Origin of the sequence: Microbacterium ginsengiterrae (assembly GCF_014205075.1) — a bacterium.
GTDB lineage: Bacteria > Actinomycetota > Actinomycetes > Actinomycetales > Microbacteriaceae > Microbacterium > Microbacterium ginsengiterrae.
The window spans coordinates 2123330-2146388 of sequence record NZ_JACHMU010000001.1; the positions used below are offsets into that span (position 1 = coordinate 2123330).

Annotated in this window: 18 protein-coding genes and 1 riboswitch; of the genes, 6 read left to right on the forward strand and 12 right to left on the reverse strand. The window is 69.3% G+C overall.

The window, feature by feature from the left end:
• The first annotated feature begins 15 nt into the window (after window positions 1–15).
• A complete protein-coding gene (locus HD600_RS10335) occupies window positions 16–1464 on the forward strand; it encodes a glyceraldehyde-3-phosphate dehydrogenase (protein WP_184283481.1) in 1449 nt (482 codons plus the stop codon).
• Window positions 1465–1518: 54 nt separating this feature from the next.
• A complete protein-coding gene (locus tag HD600_RS10340; RefSeq protein WP_184283483.1) occupies window positions 1519–2586 on the forward strand; it encodes a winged helix DNA-binding domain-containing protein in 1068 nt (355 codons plus the stop codon).
• A gap of 6 nt (window positions 2587–2592) precedes the next feature.
• Here HD600_RS10340 and HD600_RS10345 read toward each other — a convergent pair whose 3' ends face one another.
• Window positions 2593–4035, reverse strand: coding sequence for a helix-turn-helix domain-containing protein (locus HD600_RS10345; RefSeq protein WP_144795804.1), 1443 nt, complete (start codon window positions 4033–4035; stop codon window positions 2593–2595).
• A gap of 117 nt (window positions 4036–4152) precedes the next feature.
• Here HD600_RS10345 and HD600_RS10350 point away from each other — a divergent pair, with 117 nt between their 5' ends.
• On the forward strand, window positions 4153–6018 hold the full coding sequence (locus HD600_RS10350) for a phosphoenolpyruvate carboxykinase (GTP) (RefSeq protein ID WP_184283485.1): 1866 nt from the start codon (window positions 4153–4155) through the stop codon (window positions 6016–6018).
• Between the two features lie 161 nt (window positions 6019–6179).
• Here the strand turns inward: HD600_RS10350 and HD600_RS10355 are convergent, their stop codons facing one another.
• The 9 genes from HD600_RS10355 to HD600_RS10395 form a co-directional block, all read right to left on the reverse strand.
• Window positions 6180–8084, reverse strand: coding sequence for an ABC transporter ATP-binding protein (locus HD600_RS10355; RefSeq protein ID WP_184283487.1), 1905 nt, complete (start codon window positions 8082–8084; stop codon window positions 6180–6182).
• Window positions 8085–8108: 24 nt separating this feature from the next.
• A complete protein-coding gene (locus HD600_RS10360; protein ID WP_184283489.1) occupies window positions 8109–8315 on the reverse strand; it encodes an AsnC family protein in 207 nt (68 codons plus the stop codon).
• Between the two features lie 91 nt (window positions 8316–8406).
• A complete protein-coding gene (locus HD600_RS10365) occupies window positions 8407–9789 on the reverse strand; it encodes an MFS transporter (protein ID WP_184283491.1) in 1383 nt (460 codons plus the stop codon).
• Between the two features lie 277 nt (window positions 9790–10066).
• Window positions 10067–10543 carry a 6,7-dimethyl-8-ribityllumazine synthase gene (gene ribH, locus HD600_RS10370; protein ID WP_184283493.1) on the reverse strand — a complete coding sequence of 159 codons (477 nt, stop codon included), beginning with the start codon at window positions 10541–10543 and terminating at the stop codon, window positions 10067–10069.
• Window positions 10540–11814 (reverse strand): GTP cyclohydrolase II, encoded by a 1275-nt coding sequence (gene ribA, locus HD600_RS10375; protein WP_144795798.1) that lies wholly within the window; start codon window positions 11812–11814, stop codon window positions 10540–10542. Before ribA ends, ribH begins: the two co-directional genes overlap by 4 nt.
• Window positions 11811–12440: a riboflavin synthase gene (locus HD600_RS10380; protein WP_144795797.1), complete on the reverse strand. Its 630-nt coding sequence runs from the start codon at window positions 12438–12440 to the stop codon at window positions 11811–11813. The genes ribA and HD600_RS10380 overlap by 4 nt, the downstream gene beginning before the upstream one ends.
• Window positions 12440–13480, reverse strand: coding sequence for a bifunctional diaminohydroxyphosphoribosylaminopyrimidine deaminase/5-amino-6-(5-phosphoribosylamino)uracil reductase RibD (gene ribD / locus HD600_RS10385; RefSeq protein WP_184283495.1), 1041 nt, complete (start codon window positions 13478–13480; stop codon window positions 12440–12442). The genes HD600_RS10380 and ribD overlap by 1 nt, the downstream gene beginning before the upstream one ends.
• A gap of 50 nt (window positions 13481–13530) precedes the next feature.
• Window positions 13531–13677: riboswitch (FMN riboswitch) on the reverse strand.
• 79 nt (window positions 13678–13756) lie between these two features.
• The gene (locus HD600_RS10390) at window positions 13757–14620 is read right to left on the reverse strand and encodes an Fpg/Nei family DNA glycosylase (protein ID WP_184283497.1); all 864 of its coding nucleotides are present in this window, start codon (window positions 14618–14620) and stop codon (window positions 13757–13759) included.
• 42 nt (window positions 14621–14662) lie between these two features.
• The gene (locus HD600_RS10395; protein ID WP_184283499.1) at window positions 14663–15232 is read right to left on the reverse strand and encodes a GNAT family N-acetyltransferase; all 570 of its coding nucleotides are present in this window, start codon (window positions 15230–15232) and stop codon (window positions 14663–14665) included.
• Between the two features lie 83 nt (window positions 15233–15315).
• Here HD600_RS10395 and mfd point away from each other — a divergent pair, with 83 nt between their 5' ends.
• Window positions 15316–18852 carry a transcription-repair coupling factor gene (mfd, locus tag HD600_RS10400; RefSeq protein WP_184283501.1) on the forward strand — a complete coding sequence of 1179 codons (3537 nt, stop codon included), beginning with the start codon at window positions 15316–15318 and terminating at the stop codon, window positions 18850–18852.
• Window positions 18853–18876: 24 nt separating this feature from the next.
• Here mfd and HD600_RS10405 read toward each other — a convergent pair whose 3' ends face one another.
• A complete protein-coding gene (locus HD600_RS10405; protein ID WP_144795791.1) occupies window positions 18877–19260 on the reverse strand; it encodes a MerR family transcriptional regulator in 384 nt (127 codons plus the stop codon).
• Between the two features lie 64 nt (window positions 19261–19324).
• On the opposite strand from HD600_RS10405, the gene HD600_RS10410 reads away from it, so the two are divergent.
• Together HD600_RS10410 and HD600_RS10415 are read left to right on the forward strand one after the other, a co-directional pair.
• The gene (locus HD600_RS10410; RefSeq protein ID WP_144795790.1) at window positions 19325–20521 is read left to right on the forward strand and encodes an MFS transporter; all 1197 of its coding nucleotides are present in this window, start codon (window positions 19325–19327) and stop codon (window positions 20519–20521) included.
• Between the two features lie 4 nt (window positions 20522–20525).
• Window positions 20526–21122: a gamma carbonic anhydrase family protein gene (locus HD600_RS10415; protein WP_184283503.1), complete on the forward strand. Its 597-nt coding sequence runs from the start codon at window positions 20526–20528 to the stop codon at window positions 21120–21122.
• A gap of 546 nt (window positions 21123–21668) precedes the next feature.
• On the opposite strand, the gene gdhA is transcribed toward HD600_RS10415, so the two are convergent.
• Window positions 21669–23036: an NADP-specific glutamate dehydrogenase gene (gdhA, locus tag HD600_RS10420; protein WP_184283505.1), complete on the reverse strand. Its 1368-nt coding sequence runs from the start codon at window positions 23034–23036 to the stop codon at window positions 21669–21671.
• Window positions 23037–23059: the final 23 nt, after the last annotated feature.

Here is a 23059-nt window from a genome sequence, read left to right on the forward strand (position 1 = left end):
CATGCAAGGACGCAGATGAACGATTTCGCCGCACACCGTGATGACTGGATGGTCAAAGAGGAACTCGCCGAGCGGATGGTCCCGCTCGTCGGTGCGCTCCGCCGCGATCACGAGGTGGTCACCTCTCTCCACGGGCATCGGCTGCTCGGGCTGTCGACGACCGGGATCATCGAGCTGCACGAACGCATCGCGCAGCTCGGTCACGAGGAGCTCGCGCTCGAGGACACCCTCGCCGTGCTCGAGGCGCTGCGCGACCTCGCCCCCGGGGCGTCGTCGATCGACATCGCGCGCCTGGTGGCGGAGCGTGCCGACGCGGATGCCGCGCTCGAGGAGTACCTGCGCGAGGTGCTCGCACCGGCGATGGGCGCGACGCCGGCCGAGCCGACGGATGTCGTGCTCTACGGATTCGGACGCATCGGGCGGCTCCTGGCCCGCATCCTCATCGCCCACGACAGCGGCGGCACCGGACTGCGCCTCCGAGCGATCGTCGTGCGGCGCGGATCGGACAACGACCTCGTCAAGCGGGCATCGCTGCTCATGCGCGACTCCGTCCACGGCCGTTTCGCCGGCTCGGTCACCGTGGACGAGGACGCCGAGCAGATCGTGGCCAACGGCACCCGCATCCAGGTGATCTACTCGAACGACCCGGCATCCGTCGACTACACCGCACACGGGATCCGTGACGCGATCGTCGTCGACAACACCGGGCGCTGGCGCGACGAGGAGGGCCTCCGCCGCCACCTCGAGGCGAAGGGGGTCGCGCGCGTGCTGCTGACGGCGCCGGGCAAGGGCGCGCTGAAGAACATCGTGCACGGTATCAACGACGCCACCATCACCCCGGAGGACCGGGTGCTGTCGGCGGCATCCTGCACGACCAACGCCATCACGCCGGTGCTGAAGGCGGTCGACGAGGCGTACGGGATCGTCCGCGGGCACGTCGAGACCGTCCACTCGTTCACGAACGATCAGAACCTCATCGACAACTTCCACTCCGGGGACCGTCGCGGTCGCTCGGCCGTGCTGAACATGGTCATCACCGAGACAGGCGCCGCCAAGGCCGTGGCGCGGGCGCTTCCGGAGCTCGAGGGCAAGCTGACGGGGTCGGCGATCCGCGTCCCCACGCCGGATGTCTCCCTCGCCGTGTTGCACCTCACTCTGGAGAATCCCGCGACGAAGGACGAGCTCAACGACTACCTGCGGCGGGTGTCCCTGCACTCGAAGCTGCGGCAGCAGATCGACTACGTCGAATCCCCCGAGGTCGTCTCGACGGACTTCGTCGGCTCGCACCGCGCCGGCATCGTCGACGGTCTCGCCACGATCGCGAACGATCGGGATGTCGTGCTGTACGTCTGGTACGACAACGAGTACGGGTACTCCTGCCAGGTGATCCGCGTGCTCGAGGTGATGGCGGGCTCGCACCCCGTCGTGCTGCCACCGCGTCGTGAGGTCACGCTGCGCGACTGACCCGGGAGGGCGGCCGGCCGCCCGGACGTCGGCGGCATGCGGCAGGATGTCGGCATGGATCAGCGGATGCTGCGCCCCGAGCGCCTGCGCTCACACCGGTTATCGGCTCCCGCGCGGTCCGTGGCCGACGCCGCCCGCCACATGCTCGCCGTCCAGGCGCAGGAGTTCTGGGCGGGGCGCTGGGCACTCGCGACGCGTTCGTTCGGCGCGGCGACGCTGCGCGCGGTCGACCGGCTGTTCGACCGGGGTGTCCTCGTGCGGGCCTGGACGCAACGCGGCACCTTGCACATCGTCCCGGCCGAGGACCTCGCCTGGGTGCTCGGCGTCACGGGCGATCGACAGCTGCGCATGGCCGCGCCGCGCCACAGGGAACTCGGCCTCGGCCCGGCCGAGCTCGCCACGACCGAGCGCGTGGTCCGCGCCGCCCTCCGTGGTGGGAACGCACTGACGCGGACCGAACTGTTCGGGGTGCTCGACGGCGCGGGCATCGATCCGTCGGGCCAGCGCGGGCTCCACGCCGTGCAGAGCCTCGCGCTGCGCGGCATCGTCTGCCAGGGGCCAGTCGTCGGCAGGGAGGACGGGGCGACGCGCGAGCAGCGGTTCGTGCTCTGCGAGGAGCACATCCGGCGCTCCGCCGCCCCCGCCGATCCCGCGGCGGAGCTGTTCGTCCGATACATCGTCGGGCACGGCCCTGCCACCGCTGACGACTTCGCCTGGTGGGCAGGCCTCACTCTCGGCGTCGCGCGCGCGGCCGCGGCGGTGCCGGACGCCCGCATCCACGAGATCGAGGCCGGGCTGTTCGCCGCCCGTCCGCGCCCACGGCGCACCGCCGACAGCCCGACGGTGCTGGCGCTGGGTCCGTTCGAGGAGTACTACATCTCGTACCAGGACCGCACGGTGGCGTGCCCGCCGGAACATCTCGCCGCCGTCGGGCCGGGCAAGAACGGGATGGTGCGGCCGATCCTGCTCTCGGACGGCGTGGTCGTCGGCACATGGCGGCACTCGACAGCCGTCGGTCGGCATCGCGAGGATCCCGTTCCGGAGCTGCTCACCCCGGCGGGCGCAGCACAGGATGACGTGGCCGCCGCGCTCGGCCGCTATGCGGCCTTCATCACCGGGTGAGCGATCTCATTCGCGGGCGTGACGCTCGAGGAACGCGTACACCTCGGTGTCGTCGACACCGGGGAACGCGCCGCGCGGCAGCGGCGAGAACATGTGCGTGTGCACGCGCGCGGACGGCCACGACCGCCCCGCCCACTGCCCGGCGAGCTCCGGTGCCGGTCGGCGGCAGCAGGCCTCGTCCGGGCACGTCGACACCGCGCGATCGTTGGTGTCGCGGCCGCGCCACCACCGGGCGTCGTCGAACGGGACGCCGACGGTGACCGAGTACTCGCCGTCGCTGCCGGAGCCGGTCTGCGTCGCGCACCAGAACGTGCCGGACGGGGTGTCGGTGTACTGGTACCGCTCCGTCGTGCGGTTCTGCTGGGTGAACGCCGCCCGCGCCTGGAACTTGCGGCACACCGGCTGCCCCTCCACGGCGCCGGTGACGTCCATCGGCAGGGGGAGGTCGTCGTTCTCGTACACGCGGGTTATCGCGCCGGTCTCGTCGACGCGCAGGAAGTGCAGGCTCATGCCGAGGTGCTCGGTCATGAGGTTCGTCATCCGCATGCCGGCGGCCTCGTGCGTCACGCCGAACGCATCGCGGAAGTCCTCCACCGCGAGGTTGCGGTCCTTCTTGGCCTGTTGCAGGAAGGCGACGCCGGCGGTCTCGGGGATCAGGCAGCTCGCGGCGAAGTAGTTGATCTCGAGGCGCTGCTGCAGGAAGTCGGCGTAGTCGGTGGGCGGAGTGTGGCCGAGTAGCCGGTGCGCCATCGCCTGCAGGGCCATGGAGCGCAGTCCGTGGCCGCCGGGGATCGACGCCGGCGGCAGGTAGATGCGACTGTTCTCCAGGTCCGTCACCGAGCGGGTCGAGTGGGGCAGGTCATTGACATAGATGAGCTCGAAGCCGAGCTTCTCGGCCATGATGATGACGGTGCGGTGGGTCAGCGCGCCGCTGACGTGTCCTGCCGCCTTCAGCTGCTTCTCCGCGAGCTTCTCGATGTCGGCGATGTAGTTGTGCTGGGCACGCATGCGCAGCCGCAGTTCGGTGTTGGCGCGCCGCGCCTCCTCCGGAGTGGCGATCGCCTCGCGCTCGCGCCGCTGCAGTTCTCTGTGCAGCCCGAGGATGGACTCGATCGTCTCGTCCGGCATGCCCTTCGACACCCGCACGGGGCTGATGCCGAGCTGGCGGAACACCGGGCTCGCCTGCGCCTTCTCGAGTTCGATCTCGAGCGCAGCCCGGCGGTTGGGCGGTTCGCCGGAGATGAGGTCGGCGACCTCGGTGCCGGTGGCCTGCGCGATCGCCTGCAGGAGGGAGAGCTTGGGTTCGCGCTTGCCGTTCTCGATGAGGCTCAGCTGCGAGCCGGCCACGCCCACCTGGGCGCCGAGCTCGTCGAGCGTGAGCCCCTGCGACACCCGGTGGTGCCGGATGCGGTGCCCGAGGGTCGTGAGGTGGATGCCGGTGCTGCTCATTCCTTGATCATAGCGAAAGAAGCGCGATTCTTTAGATTCAATCTGGCCGAAAGTCGTCCGATTGGTTGCGCAGAATGGATGCAGACACCGATCTCTTCGATCACACAAGGAGCAGACATGGCTATGGTCGAGACCTTCACCCCTCGCATTCCGGCGGTCACGCCCGCCGCGCGGGTCCTGGGCGCCGCACCGACGTATGACACGCCCGCCATGGCCGAGCTCACGGCCTGGGTCGAGGAGATCCGCGCGCTGACGCAGCCGGACGCCGTGCACTGGGTGGACGGCTCGACCGCCGAGAACGATGCGCTGCTGCGCGGGCTCGTCGACGAGGGCAAGCTCATCAAACTGAACCCCGAGTGGCGTCCCGGCTCCTACCTCGCCCGCTCGCACCCCAGCGACGTCGCCCGCACCGAGGCGCGCACATTCATCGCCTCCGAGAAGGAGAAGGACGCCGGCCCCACGAACAACTGGGCCGACCCCGCACAGATGCGCCGGAAGATGACCGAGATCTTCGAGGGCTCCATGCGCGGACGCACGATGTACGTCGTGCCGTTCTCGATGGGTGCGGTCGGTGGTCCGCTCTCGCACATCGGCGTGCAGATCACCGACAGCGCGTACGCCGTCGCCTCCATCGGGATCATGACCCGCGTCGGCGACGCCGTGACCCGGCAGATCGCCGAGGGAGCGCCCTGGGTCAAGACGGTCCACTCGGTCGGCGCTCCGCTCGCCCCGGGGGAGCCCGACGTCGAATGGCCCTGCAACGACGACAAGTACATCGTCCATTTCCCCGACACCCTCGAGGTGTACTCGTACGGCTCGGGCTACGGCGGCAACGCCATCCTCGCCAAGAAGTGCTTCGCGCTGCGCATCGCCTCGGTGATCGCCCGCGATGAGGGCTGGCTGGCCGAACACATGCTGCTCATCCGTGTCATCGACCCCGCGGGCAAGACCTACCACGTCGCCGCCGCCTTCCCGTCGGCGTGCGGCAAGACGAACCTCGCGATGCTGCGACCGACGATCCCCGGATGGAAGGTCGAGACGCTCGGCGACGACATCGCCTGGATCCGCCCGGGCGAGGACGGCCGCATGTGGGCCATCAACCCCGAGGCCGGCTTCTTCGGTGTCGCCCCCGGCACCGGGGAATCGACCAACGTCACCGCCATCGAGACCCTCTGGGGCAACACGATCTTCACGAACGTCGCCCTGCGCCCCGACGGGGACGTGTGGTGGGAGGGCCTGACCGACACCCCTCCCGCGCGTCTCATCGACTGGGAAGGCAACGAGTGGACACCCGATTCGGGACGCCCCGCTGCCCACCCGAACTCCCGGTTCACCGTCGCCGCGGCGCAGTGCCCGCAGATCTCCGAGGACTGGGAGGAGGCCGTGCCACTGGACGTCATCCTGTTCGGCGGGCGCCGCGCGAGCAACGTGCCACTCGTCGTGGAGGCGACCGATTGGACGCACGGCGTGTTCCTCGGTGCGACCATCTCATCCGAGCGGACGGCTGCCGCCGAGGGCACCCTCGGCGAGCTGCGACGCGACCCGTTCGCGATGCTGCCCTTCTGCGGGTACAACATGGGCGACTACTTCGCGCACTGGCTCAAGGTGGGGCGTACCCTCCGGTTCGACCGCGCGCCGCGGATCTTCCAGGTCAACTGGTTCCGTCGCGGAGCGGACGGGCGCTTCCTGTGGCCGGGCTTCGGCGACAACGCCAGGGTGATCGACTGGATCATCCGTCGCGTGAGCGGAGAGGTCTCCGCCGTCGACAGCCCGATCGGTCGGCTGCCGCTCATCGAGGACCTGAACCTCGAGGGGATCGACGTCCCGCAGCAGGATCTCGACGAGCTGTTCGCCGTCGACACGGAGGCGTGGCTGACGGAGGCCGACTCGACGGAGGCGTTCTTCGACACGTTCGGCGACACGCTCCCTGCCGCACTGCGCACGGAGCTGGCATCACTCCGCTACCGCCTCACGCGCGCGTGACACAGACCCGCTGAGGCGGGATGGCAGGGACAGACCCATGGCTGAGTGGTCCCGTCATCCCGCCCCAGCGAAACGGACGGGCCTGTTCCGTCCTGCTGACGTTTCGGGGGAATCAGGCAGCAGGTCGGGACAGCGCCCGTTTCCGCGTGCTCGGCGTGCGGCTACGCCAGCAGCTGGTGGCGGGCGAGGTCCCGGTACAGGGGCACAGCTTCGACGAGTTCGTCGTGTGTGCCGCTGCCGACCACCTCGCCGTCCTGCAGGACGATGATCGAGTCGCTGTCGACCACGGTGGAGAGGCGATGGGCGATCACGACCAGCGTGCGGTCGAGCGACACGGCGTCGATGGCCTCGCGCATGCGCTGTTCGTTCACTCCGTCGAGGGAGGACGTGGACTCGTCCAGCAGAAGGATCGGTGCCTCCGTGAGCAGCGCGCGGGCGATCGCGAGTCGCTGACGCTCACCCCCGGAGAGCATCACGCCGTCCTCGCCGACCGGGGTCTGGAGCCCGAGCGGACCGCGATCGAGCACATCGCCGAGATTCACGGCCCGCAGGACCCGTTCGCAGTCGGCATCCGTGGCATCGGGGGAGGCGAGGCGGAGGTTGTCGGCGAGGGTGCCGGCCAAGGTCGGGGCATCCTGCTCGACGTAGCCGAAGTTCGCGCGCAGCTCCGCACGGGCGATGGTGCGGATGTCGTGACCGTGCAACCGGATCGATCCGCCGGTCGGGTCATAGAAGCGCTCGATGAGAGACAGGACGGTGCTCTTGCCTGCACCGCTCGGCCCGACGAGTGCCACCCTCGCACCCCGGGGGACCTCGAAGGATACGCCGCGAAGCACCGCGCGGTCGGTCTCCCGAACGGGCTCGACCGCGTCCTCCGGGCGCTCGAGGTGAGCATCCACGAGCAGCGTGCGCGCCTCATCGGCGGCCTTCTCGCGCGCAGCGATCACGGCATCTGGGTAGCGGAAGTGCACATCGTGGAAGGACAGCGCGGGGGCGTCATCGCCCGGCTGCGCCGTCGCGGTCCCTGCGGTGACGGCCGCGGCGATCTCGTCGTCGTCCTGGTCCTCGGTCGGAAGGTCGAGCACCTCCTGAATGCGGCCGAGGGCACCGAGTGCCTGGTTCACCGAGGTGATGGCGCCGAAAGTCGTCGCCAGGGGCATGAGCATCATGAAGAGGAACAGCACGAACGTGATCAGCGATGCGATCGTGATCGCTCCGGCGGCGACGCGGAAGCCGCCGACGCCGAGCACGGCCAGCAGCGACAGCTGCAGTGCGACGCCGGAGATCGGGACGACGAGCGCGGAGACCTTGGCGATGCGGACGCCGAGGCCGTAGGCGTCCTTCGCCAGGCCGGAGACGGCCTCGGTCTCACGTTCGCTCGCCCCGGATGCACGGACGGTGCGGATCGATCCGACGGCACGCTCCACGGCGGAGGCCAGTTCGCCGACCTTGACCTGCTGTGCGGACGAGGCGGTCCGGATCCTGCTGCCGAGGAGGACGACCACAGTCAGGGATGCCCCGACGACCACGACGATGATGAGCAGCAGGATCGGATCGATGATGAGCATCGCGATGAGCGCCCCGAGGAACAGCAGAGCGCTGCCGACCGCATCCGCGAGCCCCTGGGTGAGGACCGCGTAGAGAAGGGTGGTGTCCGTGCCGACGCGGGAGACGAGGTCTCCGGTGCGTCGCGAGTCGAACTCGCGGATCGGCAGGTGCAGGATGCGTGCGATGAGCTGTCGCCGACTGGAGTGCACGACAGCGGTGCCCGTGCGCTGGAGCAGATAGTGCTGATAGCCGGAGATCACCGATGAGACGATGACGAATCCCACCAGTGCCCACACGAGCAGGCCCAGAGCGTCGCCCGCCTGCACTGTCGCGATCACCTGGCCGACCAGCAGCGGCTGCACGAGCGAGGTCGCCGCGCCGATCACGCTGAGGACGGCGACGACGATCAGCGTGCGCTTGTGTTCGAACAGGAAGGGGAGAAGCTGGCGGAAGGTGGCGCGCGGACCGTCCTGCGGCGCGCCGCGTCCGCGTCGGCGAGTGAGCGCCGTACGAGACATGCGAGACCTCGATCTTGAGAAGGGTTACTTACGACCGTACTTCCTGTGCGCGGCCTGTCTCGTCACGCCGAGTGCGCTGGCGATGGCATGCCATGAGTATCCGGCCGTGCGCGCGCGCCGCACCTGTGCCTCCTCGGCACGCGCGATGTCGCGCCGGATGCCGGCGAGGCGGTGCAGTTCTGCGATGGGCTCGCCATCCGGATCGAGATCTTGAGCGGTGCGCGGGAGCATGTTGTCAATATAGGTTGACGCTTGTGGTGGTGTCAACCATTGTTGACGCCCGACCCAGCTGGGGAGGGTGTCCGCCGACTACGCCTGAGGGCTAGAGCTCGGCGCTCTGCGCGAGACCGAGGTCCGCCTCGTAGTCGTGGTCCTTGGTCTCCGGCGCGAAGATCAGTGCGATGAAGGTCAGCACGCCCATGCCCGAGAGGTACAGACCGACGAGCCACGGCGATCCGCCGGCCGCCGCCCACAGGGCCACGGCGACGAATGGTGCCAGCGCGGCGCCGAGGATCGACGAGACGTTGTACGAGATCGCCGAGCCCGAGTAGCGGACGTTGGTCGGGAACAGTTCGGGAAGGATCGCGCCCATCGGGCCGAACGTGAGACCCATGAGCAGGAAACCGAGGACGAGGAACGCCTGCGTCAGCGCCCCGGTGAACTGCGGGTCGAGCTGCGGCAGCAGGAAGACGTTGAAGGTGAGACCGAACACGATGATCGCGCCGGTGACCCACAGCAGCAGCTTCCGTCGTCCGACGGCGTCGGCGATCGGGCCCGACAGCAGCGTGAAGACACCGAAGAACACCACGCCGATGATCTGCATGAGCACGAAGTCGGTGTAGCCGAAGCCGAGGCCGGGGACGTCGGCCGTGGTCAGAGCGGTGCCGTAGGTGAGCGTGAAGTTCGTCATCAGGTAGAACAGCACGTAGGTGGCGAGCATGATGAACGTGCCGAGGATGAGCTGCTTCCAGTAGTGGCGGAACACCGTCACTAGCGGCATCTTGTGGATCGCGCCCTTGGCCTCGGCGTTCTTGAACGTGTCCGACTCCACGAGCTTCAGACGCACCCACAGACCGATGATGACCATGACGGCGGAGAACAGGAACGGGATCCGCCATCCCCAGGCGAGGAATGCCTCGGACTTCAGGGCAGGGTCCTCCGGGTGCGGCAGGACCCAGTTGATCGTGAGGAAGACGAAGTTGGCGATGATGAAGCCGATCGGTGCTCCCAGCTGCGGGAACGATCCGTACCAGGCGCGCTTGCCCTTCGGTGCGTTCTCGGTCGCGACGAGCGCGGCGCCGGACCATTCGCCGCCGAGGGCGAAGCCCTGAGCCAGGCGCAGGATGAGCAGCAGCAGCGGGGCGACCCAGTTGACCTGCTGGAAGGTCGGCAGCACGCCGATGAGCACCGTCGCGATACCCATCGTCAGCAGGGATGCCACGAGCGTCGCCTTGCGGCCGTACTTGTCACCGAAGTGCCCGAACACCATCGCACCGATCGGGCGCGCGACCATCGCCGCACCGAAGACGGCGAACGAGGCCAGCAGCGACGCGGTCTCGTTGTCGCTGGGGAAGAACAGGATCGGGAAGACGAGGACCGCGGCTGTCGCGTAGGCGTAGAAGTCGTAGAACTCGATCGTGGTGCCGACCAGGCTCGCGGTGATGACGCGAGATCTCGGGTTGGCGGGGGCGGCGGTGGTACTCACGGTGACTCCTGATGATCGGACGGTTCGTGTGAAGAACCCTCCGGGAGTTTACGCCTCCTGGGAAAACGCTGTGTGCGGATGTCCCCATGTCACGGCGCGGCGGCCCCGGCATCCTGGGTCCGCACGTCCGGAATCCTCGGCGCGACCCGCACGGATGCAGGGCGCCCGCACGGATGCAGGGCGACACGCCGCGGTTTCGTCCTGCAGGCGTGCCGCGGCACTGCATCCGTGCGGGCGGCGAGAAAGAAAGAGGAGCCGCCGACCGGGGCGACCGGGGTCAGCCGCGGAGGGCTCGGACCACCAGGGCGGTGCGGAGCGCGGCATCCGCAGCTTCTGCGCCCTTGTCCTCCTTGGACCCTTCGAGTCCGGCGCGGTCCAGGCCCTGCTGCTCGTCGTCGAGGGTGAGCACGCCGAAGCCCACCGGCTTGCCGGCATCGAGCGCGACACGGGTGAGGCCGTCGGTCGTCGCCGCCGACACGTATTCGAAGTGCGGGGTGCCACCGCGGATGATGACGCCGAGCGCGACCACCGCATCGGCGCCGCCGGCGAACGCCGCCTGGGCGGCGAGGGCCAGCTCGAACGACCCGGGCACGCGGACGAGCTCGTGCGAGGCACCGGATGCCGTGAGGACGCGCTCCGCGCCGGCGATCAGGCCGTTCGTGATGACGTCGTGCCAGGTGCCGGCGATGACGACGACGCGGAGTCCCGTCGCGTCGATCTCGTCCGTGGGGGAGGGTGCTCCTGCGCCGCTCATGCGTCGTCCTTTCCGTCTGCGAGTGCCGCCGCCAGTTCGGCTTCGCCGATGATGTGGCCCATGCGGTCGCGCTTGGTCTCGAGGTACTGGTGGTTGTTCGGGCCGACGCCGACGATCAGCGGGACCTGCTCGATGATGTCGAGTCCGAGCTCGCGCAGCTGCGCGACCTTGTCGGTGTTGTTCGTCAGCAGACGCACCTTGGAGATCCCGAGGTCGTTGAGGATGCCGGCTGCCGCGGCGTACTCGCGGGCATCGGCGGGGAGGCCGAGGGCGAGGTTGGCATCGACCGTGTCGAGCCCCTCCTCCTGCAGGCTGTACGCGCGGAGCTTGTTGATGAGTCCGATGCCGCGTCCCTCGTGACCGCGCATGTAGATGACGACGCCGCCCTCCTGCTCGATGGCGTCCAGGGCCGCGTCCAGCTGCGGGCCGCACTCGCACTTCAGCGATCCGAACGCCTCACCGGTGAGGCACTCCGAATGCACGCGCACCAGAGCGGTCTCGCCCGGTTCGCCCGAGACGACGGCGATGTGGTCGGTGCCGGTCACCCGATCTTTGTATGCGAGGAACCGGAAGACGCCGTGGTCGGTGGGGACGGTGGCGTCCGCGCGCAGGCTCACCCGGCGACGGCCCGCCCGCGAGGACACGACAGGACCGTCGAGCGGATCGATGGTGTTGAGGTGCGCGATGAGCTGCTCGATCGTGATGACGGGCACGCCGTCGCGCTTGCCGAGCTCCTTGAGCCCGGGGAGGCGCATCATGCTGCCGTCCTCCGCGACCACCTCGGCGATCGCCCCGACGGGACGCAGGCCTGCGAGCTTCATGAGGTCGACCGCCGCTTCGGTGTGCCCGCTGCGCTCTCGCACGCCGCCGTCGACGGCGCGCAGGGGGAGGACGTGCCCGGGGCGGATGATGCTCGTCGGCGTCGACTCCGGGTCGGCGAGGACGTTGAGGGTGCGCGCGCGGTCGGACGCGCTGATGCCGGTGGTGACGCCGACCGCGGCATCCACGCTCACGGTGTACGCCGTCGAGCGGGCGTCCTCGTTGGCCTCGACCATCGGCGGGAGGTTCAGCGAGTCGGCGAGGTCGGCCGGCATCGGGGCGCAGATGAAGCCGGACGACCACCGCACCGTCCAGGCGACCCACTCGGGACTTGCGAGTTCCGCGGAGAGGATGACGTCGCCCTCGTTCTCGCGGTTCTCGTCGTCGGCCACGATGACCGGGCGACCGGCCCGCAGCGACTCGAGTGCTTCTTCGATGGTGGAAAGGCTCATCGTGAGCCTCCTTCCGAGACAGCCCGGAACGCCAGGAGGCGCTCGACATGGCGGGCGAGGATGTCGGTTTCAAGATTGACGCGGTCGCCGACGGCGCGGCTGCCGAGGGTCGTGGCGGCGAGAGTCTCGGGGATGAGGGAGACCTCGAGCCATCCCTGGTCGGCCGAGGGCTCGCTCACGGCCGAGACGGTGAGGGAGGTTCCGTCGATGGAGATCGACCCCTTGTCGACGACGAGCGGCGCGAGGTCGGCGGGGATCGCGATGCGCAGGACAGACCACTGGTCTCCGGGGCGGACCTCGAGGACCTCGCCGACGCCGTCGACGTGACCCTGGACGATGTGACCGCCCAGGCGTGCGCCGACCGGCATCGCCTTCTCGATGTTCACGCGGGTGCCGACGGATGCCGTCGCCAGTGCCGACACGTCGAGGGTCTGCTTCATCACGTCGGCATCGAAGCTGTCCGAGGTCGACCCGACGACGGTCAGGCAGACGCCGGAGACGGAGATGGACTCGCCGTGCACGGCATCGCGTGCCGCCTTCGGTGCGCGGACGGTGAGCCGCCAGCCGTCACCGGATGGTGCGATGGTGGTGATCTCGCCGATCTCCTCGATGATTCCGGTGAACATCAACGGACTCCTTCACTGTGCGGTTCGGATGCGGTCGGGTGCGCGACCGCGAGCAGATCCGGGCCGAGCGGGATCCACTCGTCGATGACGAGGCGGCGTGCGGCGTCGATCGACGGCACACCGATGTCGGTGATGGCCAGGCGCGGCCCACCCAGCAGGACGGGCGCGACGTACGCGAGCACCCGATCGGCGAGCCCTGCGGCGATGAATGCACTGGCGAGCGTCGGCCCGCCCTCGACGAAGACCGTCTGGATGCCGCGGGCCTGCATGTCCGCGAGGACGGCCATGAGATCACGGGTGTCATAGAAGAGCGGCTCATGCGGATGGCGGCGGACGGCGGCCCCTGTCGGGGTCGCGCGTGCACCGATGACGACGGGGACGGGCTGGTGCGCATGCAGCGCGTCTCCGTCGCGGGCGGTGAGAGAGGGGTCGTCGGCGAGGACCGTGCCCGTTCCGACGACGATCGCGTCGGCTGCCGCGCGTCGACGGTGGACGTCCGCGCGCGCATCGGCCCCGGTGATCCACTGGCTGGACCCGTCGGCGGCTGCCGCGCGCCCGTCCAGGCTCTGCGCCCACTTGACGGTGACATGCGGGCGGCCGAGTCGCTGCGCGCTCAGCCAGTCCGCGATGAGTTCATGCGCGGCATCCGCGCGCTCGCCCGCGTCGACCTGGACGCCGGCGGCGCGAAGACGCGCTGCTCCGCCGCCGGACACCTCTCCCGGGTCGTCGAGCGCGTACACGACGCGGGAGATGCCCGCCTCGATGAGAGCGAGAGCGCAGGGGCCCGTGCGGCCAGTGTGGTTGCAGGGCTCCAGTGTGACGACGGCGGTGGCGCCCCGCGCGGCTCCTGGCGCCAGCGCGGACAGCGCGGCGACCTCGGCATGCGGGGTGCCTGCGCCCTGATGCCAGCCCTCGGCGATGATGTCTCCGGCAGGGGAGAGGATGACGGCGCCCACCTGCGGGTTCACGCCACGGGGGCCGCGAACGGCGAGCTCGAGCGCGCGATCCATCGCGCGGCGCTCCGCCTCGGTCACTGCCATCCGTCGTCCTTCGTCCAGGCTCCGGGGATGGCAGACGGCGCGTTGACGCGCATCGTGCTGCCTCCCTTCCGGACTAGCGAGATCTCTCTCGCATCACCGTCGGTCCCGGAATTCCACCGGATCGGCATCGCGGTTTCCCTCGACGCTCGCGGACTGTCACCGCCGGTTCGGATTCTCACCGACCCCGGAGCACGTTTGATGCTCAGTGTACTCAACGCATGCGCGCGCATTTCATTCCGTGTCGGGCACAGGGAGCGGGAGTGCTCCCTGTGGTGGTCACTTCAGCAGGCGGGAGAGGCGGCGGTCGGCGAGCGTCTTGCCCCCCGTCTGACACGTGGGGCAGTACTCCAGGGAGCGGTCGGCGAAGAACACGCTGCGGATGGTGTCGCCGCAGACCGGGCAGGCCTCTCCTCGGCGGGCGTGGACGCGGAATCCGGAGCGCTTGGCGTCTTTGAGGTCGATGGGCGGCTTTCCGGATGCCGCGGCCACGGCATCCGTGAGGATCATGCGCATGGCGTCGAACAGACGGTCGACGTCGTCGTCGTCGAGGTTCGCGGCGGTCGCGTACGGCGACATCTTCGCCGCGTGCAGGATCTCGTCGCTGTACGCGTTGCCGATGCCGGCGATGACGGACTGGTCCCGCAGGAGCCCCTTGATCTGCGTGCGGCGCCCCGCGAGCAGCCCGGCGAGCGTGTCGCGGGTGAACTCGGGCTCGAGCGGCTCCGGGCCGAGCCGGGCGATGCCAGGCACCTCTTGCGGGTCGCGCACGACGTAGACCGCCAGCGATTTCTTCGTGCCGGCCTCGGTGAGATCGAAGCCGCTGTCGTCGTCGAGCGCCACGCGAAGGGCGATGGGGGACTTGCCCGGCCGGATCAGCGTCGTCGGCAGCAGGTCGTACCAGCGCAACCATCCAGCCTTGGCGAGATGGAAGACGAGGTGGAGGTCGTCACCGCAGCTGAGCACGATGAACTTGCCCTGCCGTGATGCCCGGGTGATCGTCGCCCCGTGCAACGCGGTGTTCGGCGGGTCGTACGTCTTCAGCGCCGCGATCTCGCCGACGTTCGTCCGCGTGATCGCATGCCCGACGGCGCGCTCGCCGAGGAAGTCGACGAGCCCCTGTACCTCCGGCATCTCGGGCATGCGCCCATCCTGCCATCTGCCGCCGACATCGGGGAGGGTGGGTCAGCCGAGGTCGATCGGCCAGGCCACCGGTGCGCGTTCGTCGGAGGCCAGGAGTCCGCCCATCCAGCCGTCGTATCGGCCGTGCGCGTGTGTGAGGCCCTGCCTCGCCAGCCCTTCGTACCGGAATCCGAGTGCGCGTGCCGTGCGAGCGGAGGGGATGTTCCCGACCACTGCACGCCAGGTGATGCGGGCGAGCTCCAGCTCCGCGAACGCCCAGTCGATGGCGGCACGCGCAGCTTCGACCGTGAACCCGCGGCCGCGCGTGCCCGCTGTCGCCCAATAGCCGATCTCCGCGACACCGCCGTGCGGGTGCGGAGTGATGCGGTGCAGACCGACGACGCCGACCAGAACGTCGTCGCGGAAGACGCCCCAGACGGTCTCGCTGCCTTCGTCCCACCATTTCGCGGTGAGCTCGACGAAGCCCTCGGCGTCCTCACGCGAGTACGGGCTCGGCACCGTGGTCCAGCGGGGGATCTCGGGATCCTGGCATGCGGTGGTGATGGCATCCACGTCCTCGGCGCCGATGGCGCGGAGGACGAGACGTTCGGTGCGCAGGACGACGGGTTCCATGCGCCAAGGCTACTGAGGTGCGCGGGGAGCGAACGCCTCCATGACGCTGCCGCGGTGTCGGAGGTCGCGTCTAAGCTTGACGGGTGACTGTTCCGGGGATTCTGCGTGCCTTGGAAGAGGCGACTCTGTTCCGTGACGCCCTGACCTGGGCGCAGACCGACGGCGACATCGGTCTCGTCGACGGACTCGACGCGCCGACGATCGCCGGGCTCCTCGCCCAGCGCGCGCGGCAGGGGCATCCGGCATCCGCGCTGGTGATCGCACCGACAGGCCGCCGCGCCGAGTCGCTGGCCCTCGCCCTCGGGTCGCTCGTCCCCGATGCGGAGATCCTCAGCTTCCCCGCCTGGGAGACCCTCCCGCACGAACGGCTGAGCCCGAGCGCCGACACCGTCGGTCGCCGACTGGACACGCTGCGGCGCATCACCACGTGGTCCGGCGAGCACCCGCTCATCGTCGTGGCGTCGGTCCGCGCAGCGCTGCAGCCGATCGCCTCCAACCTCGCCGACACCGCTCCCTTGTCGCTCGCGATCGGCGCGCGGGGGCTCGAGCTCGACGACGCTGTCGAGCAGCTCGTCGAACGCGCGTACACCCGCGTGGACATGGTCTCCCGCCGTGGCGAGTTCGCCCTGCGCGGCGGCATCCTCGACGTCTTCCCGCCGACGAGCGAGCATCCGTACCGCGTCGAGTTCTTCGGCGATGAGATCGACCAGATCCGCGCATTCTCCGTCGCCGATCAGCGCTCGCTCCCCGGCGACGTCGACCTCGTCGAACTCCCCGCGACGCGAGAGCTGCTGCTGACGGCGGACGTGCGCGACAAGGCGCGGTCGCTCATCTCCGGCTTCCCTGCCATCGCCGGCATGCTCGAGAAGATGTCCGAGGGCATCCCCGTGGAGGGGATGGAATCGCTGCTCCCCGCCGTGGCCGGTCCGCTCCGGTCGCTCGCGGAGTACTTCGCTCCCGGTACGGCCGTCGCCCTGGTCGACCCCGAGCGTGCGAGCGCGCGTGCGCAGAGTCTCGGCGAGACCAACCGCGAGTTCCTCGAGGCCGCATGGAGCGCCGCGACCTCCGGCGCGTCCGCGCCCATCGATCTCGGCGCAGGCGACTTCCTCAGCGTCGCGCGCCTACGCGAGATCGTCCGAGACCGCGGAGGGGTCTGGTGGCGGTTCAGTCCGTTCGCGACCGACGACACGGATGCCGCGAACATCGACGCGTCGATCATCCCGTCCTTCCACGGCAACGTCGACGGCGCCATCGAGTTCGTCGGGGCCAAGCTCGCCGACTCCTGGCGCGTCGTGGTCGTCGCATCCGGCCCCGGGCTCGTCGACAGGGCCAGGGACGTCCTCTCCGACCGGGGTCTGGCCGCCCGAGCGGTCGAGACCCTCCCGGATGCGCCCGACGCCGGCGTCGCCTCGCTCGTGGTCGGCTCGCTGGAGTCCGGGTTCCAGGTGCCGGAGGTGAAGCTCGCCGTCCTCACGGACAACGAGTTCTACGGCCGCACGATCGGCGGGGACCAGCGCGTCGTCAAGAAGCTCGCCTCACGCAGGCGCAACGTCGTCGACCCGCTGCAGTTGAAGAACGGCGACTTCGTCGTCCACGCCACGCACGGTATCGCGAAGTTCGTCGAGATGACACAGCGCGAGGTCTCCACGGGTGGACGCAACGCGACGAAGACGACGCGCGACTATCTCGTGCTCGAATACGCGCCCTCCAAGCGCGGATACCCGGGCGACAAGCTCTACGTGCCGACGGATCAGCTGGATCTGCTGTCGAAGTACGTCGGCGGCGAGGCGCCGACGCTGTCGAAGATGGGCGGCAGCGACTGGTCGGCGGCCAAGAACAAGGCGCGCAAGGCCGTCCGTGACATCGCCGTCGAGCTCGTGAAGCTCTATTCGGCTCGCGTGTCCGCGAAGGGGCACGCCTTCGCCCCGGACACCCCGTGGCAGCGCGAGCTCGAAGAGGCTTTCCCGTTCGCGGAGACGCAGGACCAGCTCCAGACGATCGACGAGATCAAGGCCGACATGGAGCGGCCGATCCCGATGGACCGGCTGCTGTCCGGCGATGTCGGCTTCGGTAAGACCGAGGTGGCCGTCCGCGCCGCGTTCAAGGCCATCCAGGACGGCAAGCAGGTCGCGATGCTCGTGCCGACGACTCTGCTCGTCAAACAGCACATGGAGACCTTCACCGAGCGCTTCGCCGGCTTCCCGGTGAAGGTCAGGGCGCTGTCGCGGTTCCAGACCGACAAGGATGCGCGTCTCACCCTCGACGGGCTGCTCGACGGCTCGGTCGACATGGTGATCGGCACGCACCGCATCCTCACCGAACAGGTCATGTTCAAGGACCTCGGGCTGCTCATCATCGATGAGGAGCAGCGCTTCGGCGTCGAGCACAAGGACAAGCTGAAGAAGCTCAAGACCAACGTCGACATCCTCGCCATGAGCGCGACCCCGATCCCGCGGACGCTCGAGATGGCCGTCACCGGCATCCGCGAGATGTCCACGCTCGCGACGCCCCCAGAGGACCGGCATCCGATCCTTTCCTTCGTCGGCCCGCGCAGCGACAAGCAGATCGCTGCGGCCATCCGTCGGGAGATTCTCCGCGAGGGTCAGGTGTTCTTCGTGCACAACCGCGTGCAGTCCATCCAGCGGGTGGCGACCGAACTCGCCGAACTCGTCCCGGAGGCCCGCATCGCCGTCGCGCACGGGCGGATGGGCGAGCACCAGCTGGAGCAGGTCGTCGACGACTTCTGGGAGCGCAAGTACGACGTGCTCGTGTCGACGACGATCGTCGAGACGGGTCTCGACATCTCCAACGCCAACACGATCATCATCGACAAGGCCGACAAGTACGGTCTCAGCCAGTTGCACCAGCTGCGCGGTCGTGTCGGCCGTGGGCGCGAGCGTGCGTACGCGTACTTCCTCTACGACGACTCCAAGCCGCTGTCCGAGACCGCAGCGGACCGGCTGCAGACGATCGCGATCAACAACGATCTCGGATCCGGCATGCAGGTGGCGCTGAAGGACCTCGAACTGCGCGGGGCGGGCAACATGCTCGGGGCGGAGCAGGCCGGTCACATCGCCGGCGTCGGGTTCGACCTCTACCTGCGGATGATCGGTGAAGCCGTGGCGAACTTCCGCGGCGAGGACACCACCGGCGACATCGAGCTGCGCATGGAGATCCCCGTCGACGCACGCATCCCCGAGACCTACATCGACAGCGAGAGGCTGCGTCTGGAGGCGTACCAGAAGCTCTCCGCGGCGGCCGCCCCCAGCGCGAAGGACGACGCGATCGACCTCGTCCTCGAGGAGCTCACCGACCGCTACGGCACGCCGCCGGAAGAGGTCGAGGGCCTCGTCGACGTCGCTCGCCTGCGTCGCCGTGCCGCACGCGCCGGGCTCACCGACGTCGTCGTCATGGGGTCGAACCTGCGCGTGGCACCGGCCCGCCTCGAGGACTCCATGAAGGTGCGGCTCCAGCGGTTGTACCCGAAGGCGAAGTTCGTCGCCGGGGGAGAGGCGCTGCTCGTGCCGTTGCCGGACGATGTCGAGATCCTCGGCTGGGTGTCCCAGTTGCTCACGGCGCTGTTCCCCGAGCCGGCGAAGGCCGCTGCGGAGGGCGCCTGAGCGCGCACTGACCGTCGCCGACGGTCACACCGAGACGGTCTCGCGCTGTTCGATCTCCTGATTGGTGCGCTGCAGATAGCGGCGGATGGTGTCGCGGCTCCTCGTCATGCAGTCGATGCGCTCATCGAGCCCGTCGAGTTCCGCGCTGAGGAGCTCGGCGACCTCTCTGGGGCAGGTCTCATCCGCGCGTGCGGCGGCGTCCTCCGCGTCGACGAGCACCTTCACCAGGCGGGTGGGGATGCCGGCCTGGACGAGGCCTGCCACCCGGCGCAGGCGGTCGACATCCGCATCCCGATAGGTGCGATAGCCGTTGTCGCTGCGCGCGGACGTCAACAGACCCTGCTGCTCGTAATACCGGATCAACCGCGGTGAGACACCGACGACGGCCGCGAGTTCGCCGATCTTCATGAGGCCTCCTGAGAGCGAAATCGACGTTGACATTGACATCAATGTCAACGTTTACCGTGTCATCATGACACACGAAACCTCCTCTGAGAAGGCTGCCTTTCCCTGGAGTCCTGTCCTCGTGCTCGCGGTCGCGACCATGCTCATGGTCACCTCCGAGATGCTGCCGACGGCCGTGCTCGCGCCGATGAGCGCGGGGCTCGGCGTCGACGAGGCGGAGACGGGTGCGCTGGTGTCCATCTGGGCGGCCGTCGTGGTGATCGCCAGCTTTCCGCTCAGCCGGCTGGGCAGACGGTGGCCGGCTCGTCCGGTGATCATCGTCGCGCTCGTGATCCTCGCCGTGTCCGCGCTGCTGACCGCCGCAGCCCCGACCTATCTCATCGCCCTCGCCGCCCGCATCCTCGGTGCCGCCGCCGTCGGACTGCTGTGGGCCACTGTGAACGCGTTCGTCGCCGACCTCGTCACGGATCGGATGCTCGGTCGCGCGGTGGGCATCGTCCTCGGCGGTGGAACGCTGGGAATGGTCATCGGCACACCGCTCGGCAGGCTACTCGCCGAGGCCAGCGACTGGCGGGTCGCCTTCGCCGTGCTCGGCGTGCTGCTGCTCGTCATCGCCGCCGGAGTGCGGGTGGCCGTCCCGTCCGTGCCGCGCCGGCGCACCGCGGCGAGTGGGGCGTCGGTGCGAGGCCGCGCCGGAGGCGGCATGCTCGGGATCGTCACCGCGTTGGTCGCGGTGGCCCTCATCGGGCACTACGGCGCCTTCACGTTCATCACTCGACTCGTCGAACCCGCCGCGTCGCTCGTGCCGGGTGGCATGAGCGCTGTGCTGCTGATGTTCGGCGTCGCCTCGGCGGTGGGCGTCGCCATCGCCGCGCGCGTGGGTGAGAACACCGTGCGTGCCCTCGTCGTCTCGGTCGCCGTGACCGGCCTCGCGGTGGCGGCGCTCGTGACCTCTTCGGCACCCGTCGTGTCCGTGATCATCGTGGTCGTGTGGGGGATCGGCTCCGGGGCCTTCCCGCCGCTCGCTCAGACGCTCATCCTGCGCATCGCCGGACCGGAGCGGCGCGATTTCGCCGGCGCGCTCATTCCCGTGCTGTTCAACGGCGGTATTGCCGTCGGCGCAGGGGCGGCATCCGGCCTGGTCAGCGTCGGCGGCCCGTCGGCCGTGCCGCTTCCCGCTGCTGCCGTGATCGTCGTCGCCGCGATCCTCATCGGCACGAGCGCGCGACGCCCTGTGGCGCGACCGAGTGTGACGGTACGCTGACGGCATGTTGTACGAGCACCTCGGGGCTCGGCCCCGCATCCATGACACGGCCGTCATCGCTCCCACCGCCGTCATCTCCGGCGACGTGGTGATCGGCGCGAACTGCCAGGTGCTGCACGGCGCGGTGATCACCGCGGAGGGCGGCCCCATCACGCTCGGCGACCACGTGATCGTCATGGAGAACGCGCTCATCCGTGCCACCGCCGCCAACGCGGTGCACATCGGTGACCACACCCTCATCGGAACCCTGGCGAGTATCGCGGGCGCGACGGTCGGCGACGAGGTGTTCTTCGCCTCCGGCGCGCGCGTGTTCAACGGTTCCGTCATCGGCCCGCGCTGCGAGGTGCGCGTCAACGCGATCGTGACCCGTCGGGCCGTGCTCCCGGAGCGCACCGTGGTGCCCATCGGGTGGGTGGCGGCCGGTGACCCCGTCCGGCTGTTCTCCCCGGATCAGGCCGAGGAGATCGCTGCCGCGCAGCCGGATCTCGACTTCCCCGGGCACGTTTTCGGCGTGGACCGCGACACCCCGGACCTCATGGTGCAGCTGACGGAGCGCTACGGCTCGTCGCTGGCCCGTCACGCGCACGACGTGCAGCTCTGACAGGATGCCGCGGGTCGTTGAGCGAGCGTAGCGAGACGAAACGCGGTGAGCGAGGAGCGCAGCGACGAGTCGAAGCGGCGTCCTCAGAGGCAGCTGGCTTCGGCTCGCTGCGCTCGCTCAGCCCGTTTCGTCTGCGGCGGCTGCGCCGCCTCCGCTCAACGTCCCGCGGGGGGTCGTTGAGCGAGCGTAGCGAGACGAAACGCGGTGAGCGAGGAGCGCAGCGACGAGTCGAAGCGACGCCCCGCCGGAGGGGAGCTGGCTTCGGCTCGCTGTGCTCGCTCAGCCCGTTTCGTCTGCGGCGGCTGCGCCGCCTCCGCTCAACGTCCCGCGGGGGGTCGTTGAGCGAGCGCAGCGAGACGAAACGCGGTGAGCGAGGAGCGCAGTGACGAGTCGAAGCGGGGCTCTCGGAGGGGAGCTGGCTTCGGCTCGCTGTGCTCGCTCAGCCCGTTTCGTCTGCGGCGGCTGCGCCGCCTCCGCTCAACGCCCCGCGGGGGTCGGTGAGCGAGGAGCGTCAGCGACGAGTCGAAGCGGGGGCGGCGGCAGCGATCAGATGACGCCCTGGGCGAGCATCGCCGCGGCCACGCGCTGGAAGCCGGCGATGTTGGCTCCTGCGACGTAGTCGCCGGGGACGCCGTACTTCTCCGCCGCGTCGAACGCCGCGGTGTGGATGTCGCGCATGATCTCGCGGAGCTTGTTCTCGCTGTCGCCGAACGTCCACCGCTGACGCGAGGCGTTCTGGCTCATCTCGAGGGCAGAGGTCGCCACACCACCGGCGTTCGCCGCCTTGCCTGGGGCGAACAGGACGCCCGCGTTCTGGAACGCCGCGACGGCATCCGGGACGCACGGCATGTTCGCGCCCTCCGAGACGGCGCGCACGCCGTTCGCGACGAGGGCTTCCGCGTCCGCGAGGCTGACCTCGTTCTGGGTGGCCGATGGCACGGCGATGTCGACCGGGACGTCCCAGACGCTGCCGCCCTCGACGAACCGTGCGCTCGGGCGGCGCTTGGCGTACTCGACGATCCGAGCGCGCTCGACCTCCTTGATCTGGCGGAGCAGATCCAGGTCGATACCGGCGTCGTCGACGACGTACCCGGACGAGTCGGATGCCGTGACCGCAGTGGCCCCGAGCTGTGTGGCCTTCTGGATGGCGTAGATCGCGACGTTGCCGGAGCCCGAGATGCCGACGCGCTTGCCCGCGAAGGTCTCGTTGTGCACGGCGAGCATCTCCTGAGCGAAGAACACCGCGCCGTAGCCCGTGGCCTCGGTGCGCACCTCCGCGCCGCCCCAGCCGGTGCCCTTGCCGGTGAACATGCCCGACTCGTGACGGTTCGTGATCTTCCGGTAGGAGCCGAACAGGTAGCCGATCTCGCGGGCACCGACGCCGATGTCACCTGCGGGAACGTCGGTGTGCTCGCCCAGGTGCCGGTACAGCTCGCTCATGAACGACTGGCAGAAACGCATGATCTCGCCGTCGCTGCGGCCGTGCGGGTCGAAGTCCGAACCGCCCTTGGCGCCGCCGATGCCCTGTCCGGTGAGGGCGTTCTTGAAGATCTGCTCGAACCCGAGGAACTTGATGATCGACAGGTTCACCGACGGGTGGAAGCGCAGGCCGCCCTTGTACGGACCGAGGACCGACGAGAACTGGATGCGGTAGCCGCGGTTGACCTGGATCTTGCCGGCGTCGTCGATCCACGGCACGCGGAACATGATCTGCCGCTCCGGTTCGACGATGCGTTCCAGGATGCCGCCGTCGACGTACTCCGGATGCTGCTCGAGGGCAGGCGAGATGGTCCCGAGGACCTCATGAACGGCCTGCTGGAACTCGGGCTCGTTCGGGCTGCGCTGCAGCACCGTCTCGAACACGGGCTGGACGGTGTCGCTGAGCGGATGGAAATCAGTGAGTGTTGCGGTCACGCGGGGACGGCTTTCTGAGTGAT

What these genes read in the sequence shown, in the direction of transcription:
- HD600_RS10340 (WP_184283483.1), top strand. Translation starts at nt 1,519, where the DNA reads ATGGATCAGCGGATGCTGCGCCCCGAGCGCCTGCGCTCACACCGGTTA.
- ribA (WP_144795798.1), bottom strand. Translation starts at nt 11,814, where the DNA reads ATGAGCCTTTCCACCATCGAAGAAGCACTCGAGTCGCTGCGGGCCGGT.
- HD600_RS10380 (WP_144795797.1), bottom strand. Translation starts at nt 12,440, where the DNA reads ATGTTCACCGGAATCATCGAGGAGATCGGCGAGATCACCACCATCGCA.
- HD600_RS10415 (WP_184283503.1), top strand. Translation starts at nt 20,526, where the DNA reads ATGTTGTACGAGCACCTCGGGGCTCGGCCCCGCATCCATGACACGGCC.
- ribH (WP_184283493.1), bottom strand. Translation starts at nt 10,543, where the DNA reads ATGAGCGGCGCAGGAGCACCCTCCCCCACGGACGAGATCGACGCGACG.
- HD600_RS10390 (WP_184283497.1), bottom strand. Translation starts at nt 14,620, where the DNA reads ATGCCCGAGATGCCGGAGGTACAGGGGCTCGTCGACTTCCTCGGCGAG.
- HD600_RS10410 (WP_144795790.1), top strand. Translation starts at nt 19,325, where the DNA reads ATGACACACGAAACCTCCTCTGAGAAGGCTGCCTTTCCCTGGAGTCCT.
- HD600_RS10360 (WP_184283489.1), bottom strand. Translation starts at nt 8,315, where the DNA reads ATGCTCCCGCGCACCGCTCAAGATCTCGATCCGGATGGCGAGCCCATC.
- HD600_RS10350 (WP_184283485.1), top strand. Translation starts at nt 4,153, where the DNA reads ATGGCTATGGTCGAGACCTTCACCCCTCGCATTCCGGCGGTCACGCCC.
- HD600_RS10345 (WP_144795804.1), bottom strand. Translation starts at nt 4,035, where the DNA reads ATGAGCAGCACCGGCATCCACCTCACGACCCTCGGGCACCGCATCCGG.
- HD600_RS10405 (WP_144795791.1), bottom strand. Translation starts at nt 19,260, where the DNA reads ATGAAGATCGGCGAACTCGCGGCCGTCGTCGGTGTCTCACCGCGGTTG.
- HD600_RS10355 (WP_184283487.1), bottom strand. Translation starts at nt 8,084, where the DNA reads ATGTCTCGTACGGCGCTCACTCGCCGACGCGGACGCGGCGCGCCGCAG.
- HD600_RS10335 (WP_184283481.1), top strand. Translation starts at nt 16, where the DNA reads ATGAACGATTTCGCCGCACACCGTGATGACTGGATGGTCAAAGAGGAA.
- ribD (WP_184283495.1), bottom strand. Translation starts at nt 13,480, where the DNA reads ATGGCAGTGACCGAGGCGGAGCGCCGCGCGATGGATCGCGCGCTCGAG.
- HD600_RS10395 (WP_184283499.1), bottom strand. Translation starts at nt 15,232, where the DNA reads ATGGAACCCGTCGTCCTGCGCACCGAACGTCTCGTCCTCCGCGCCATC.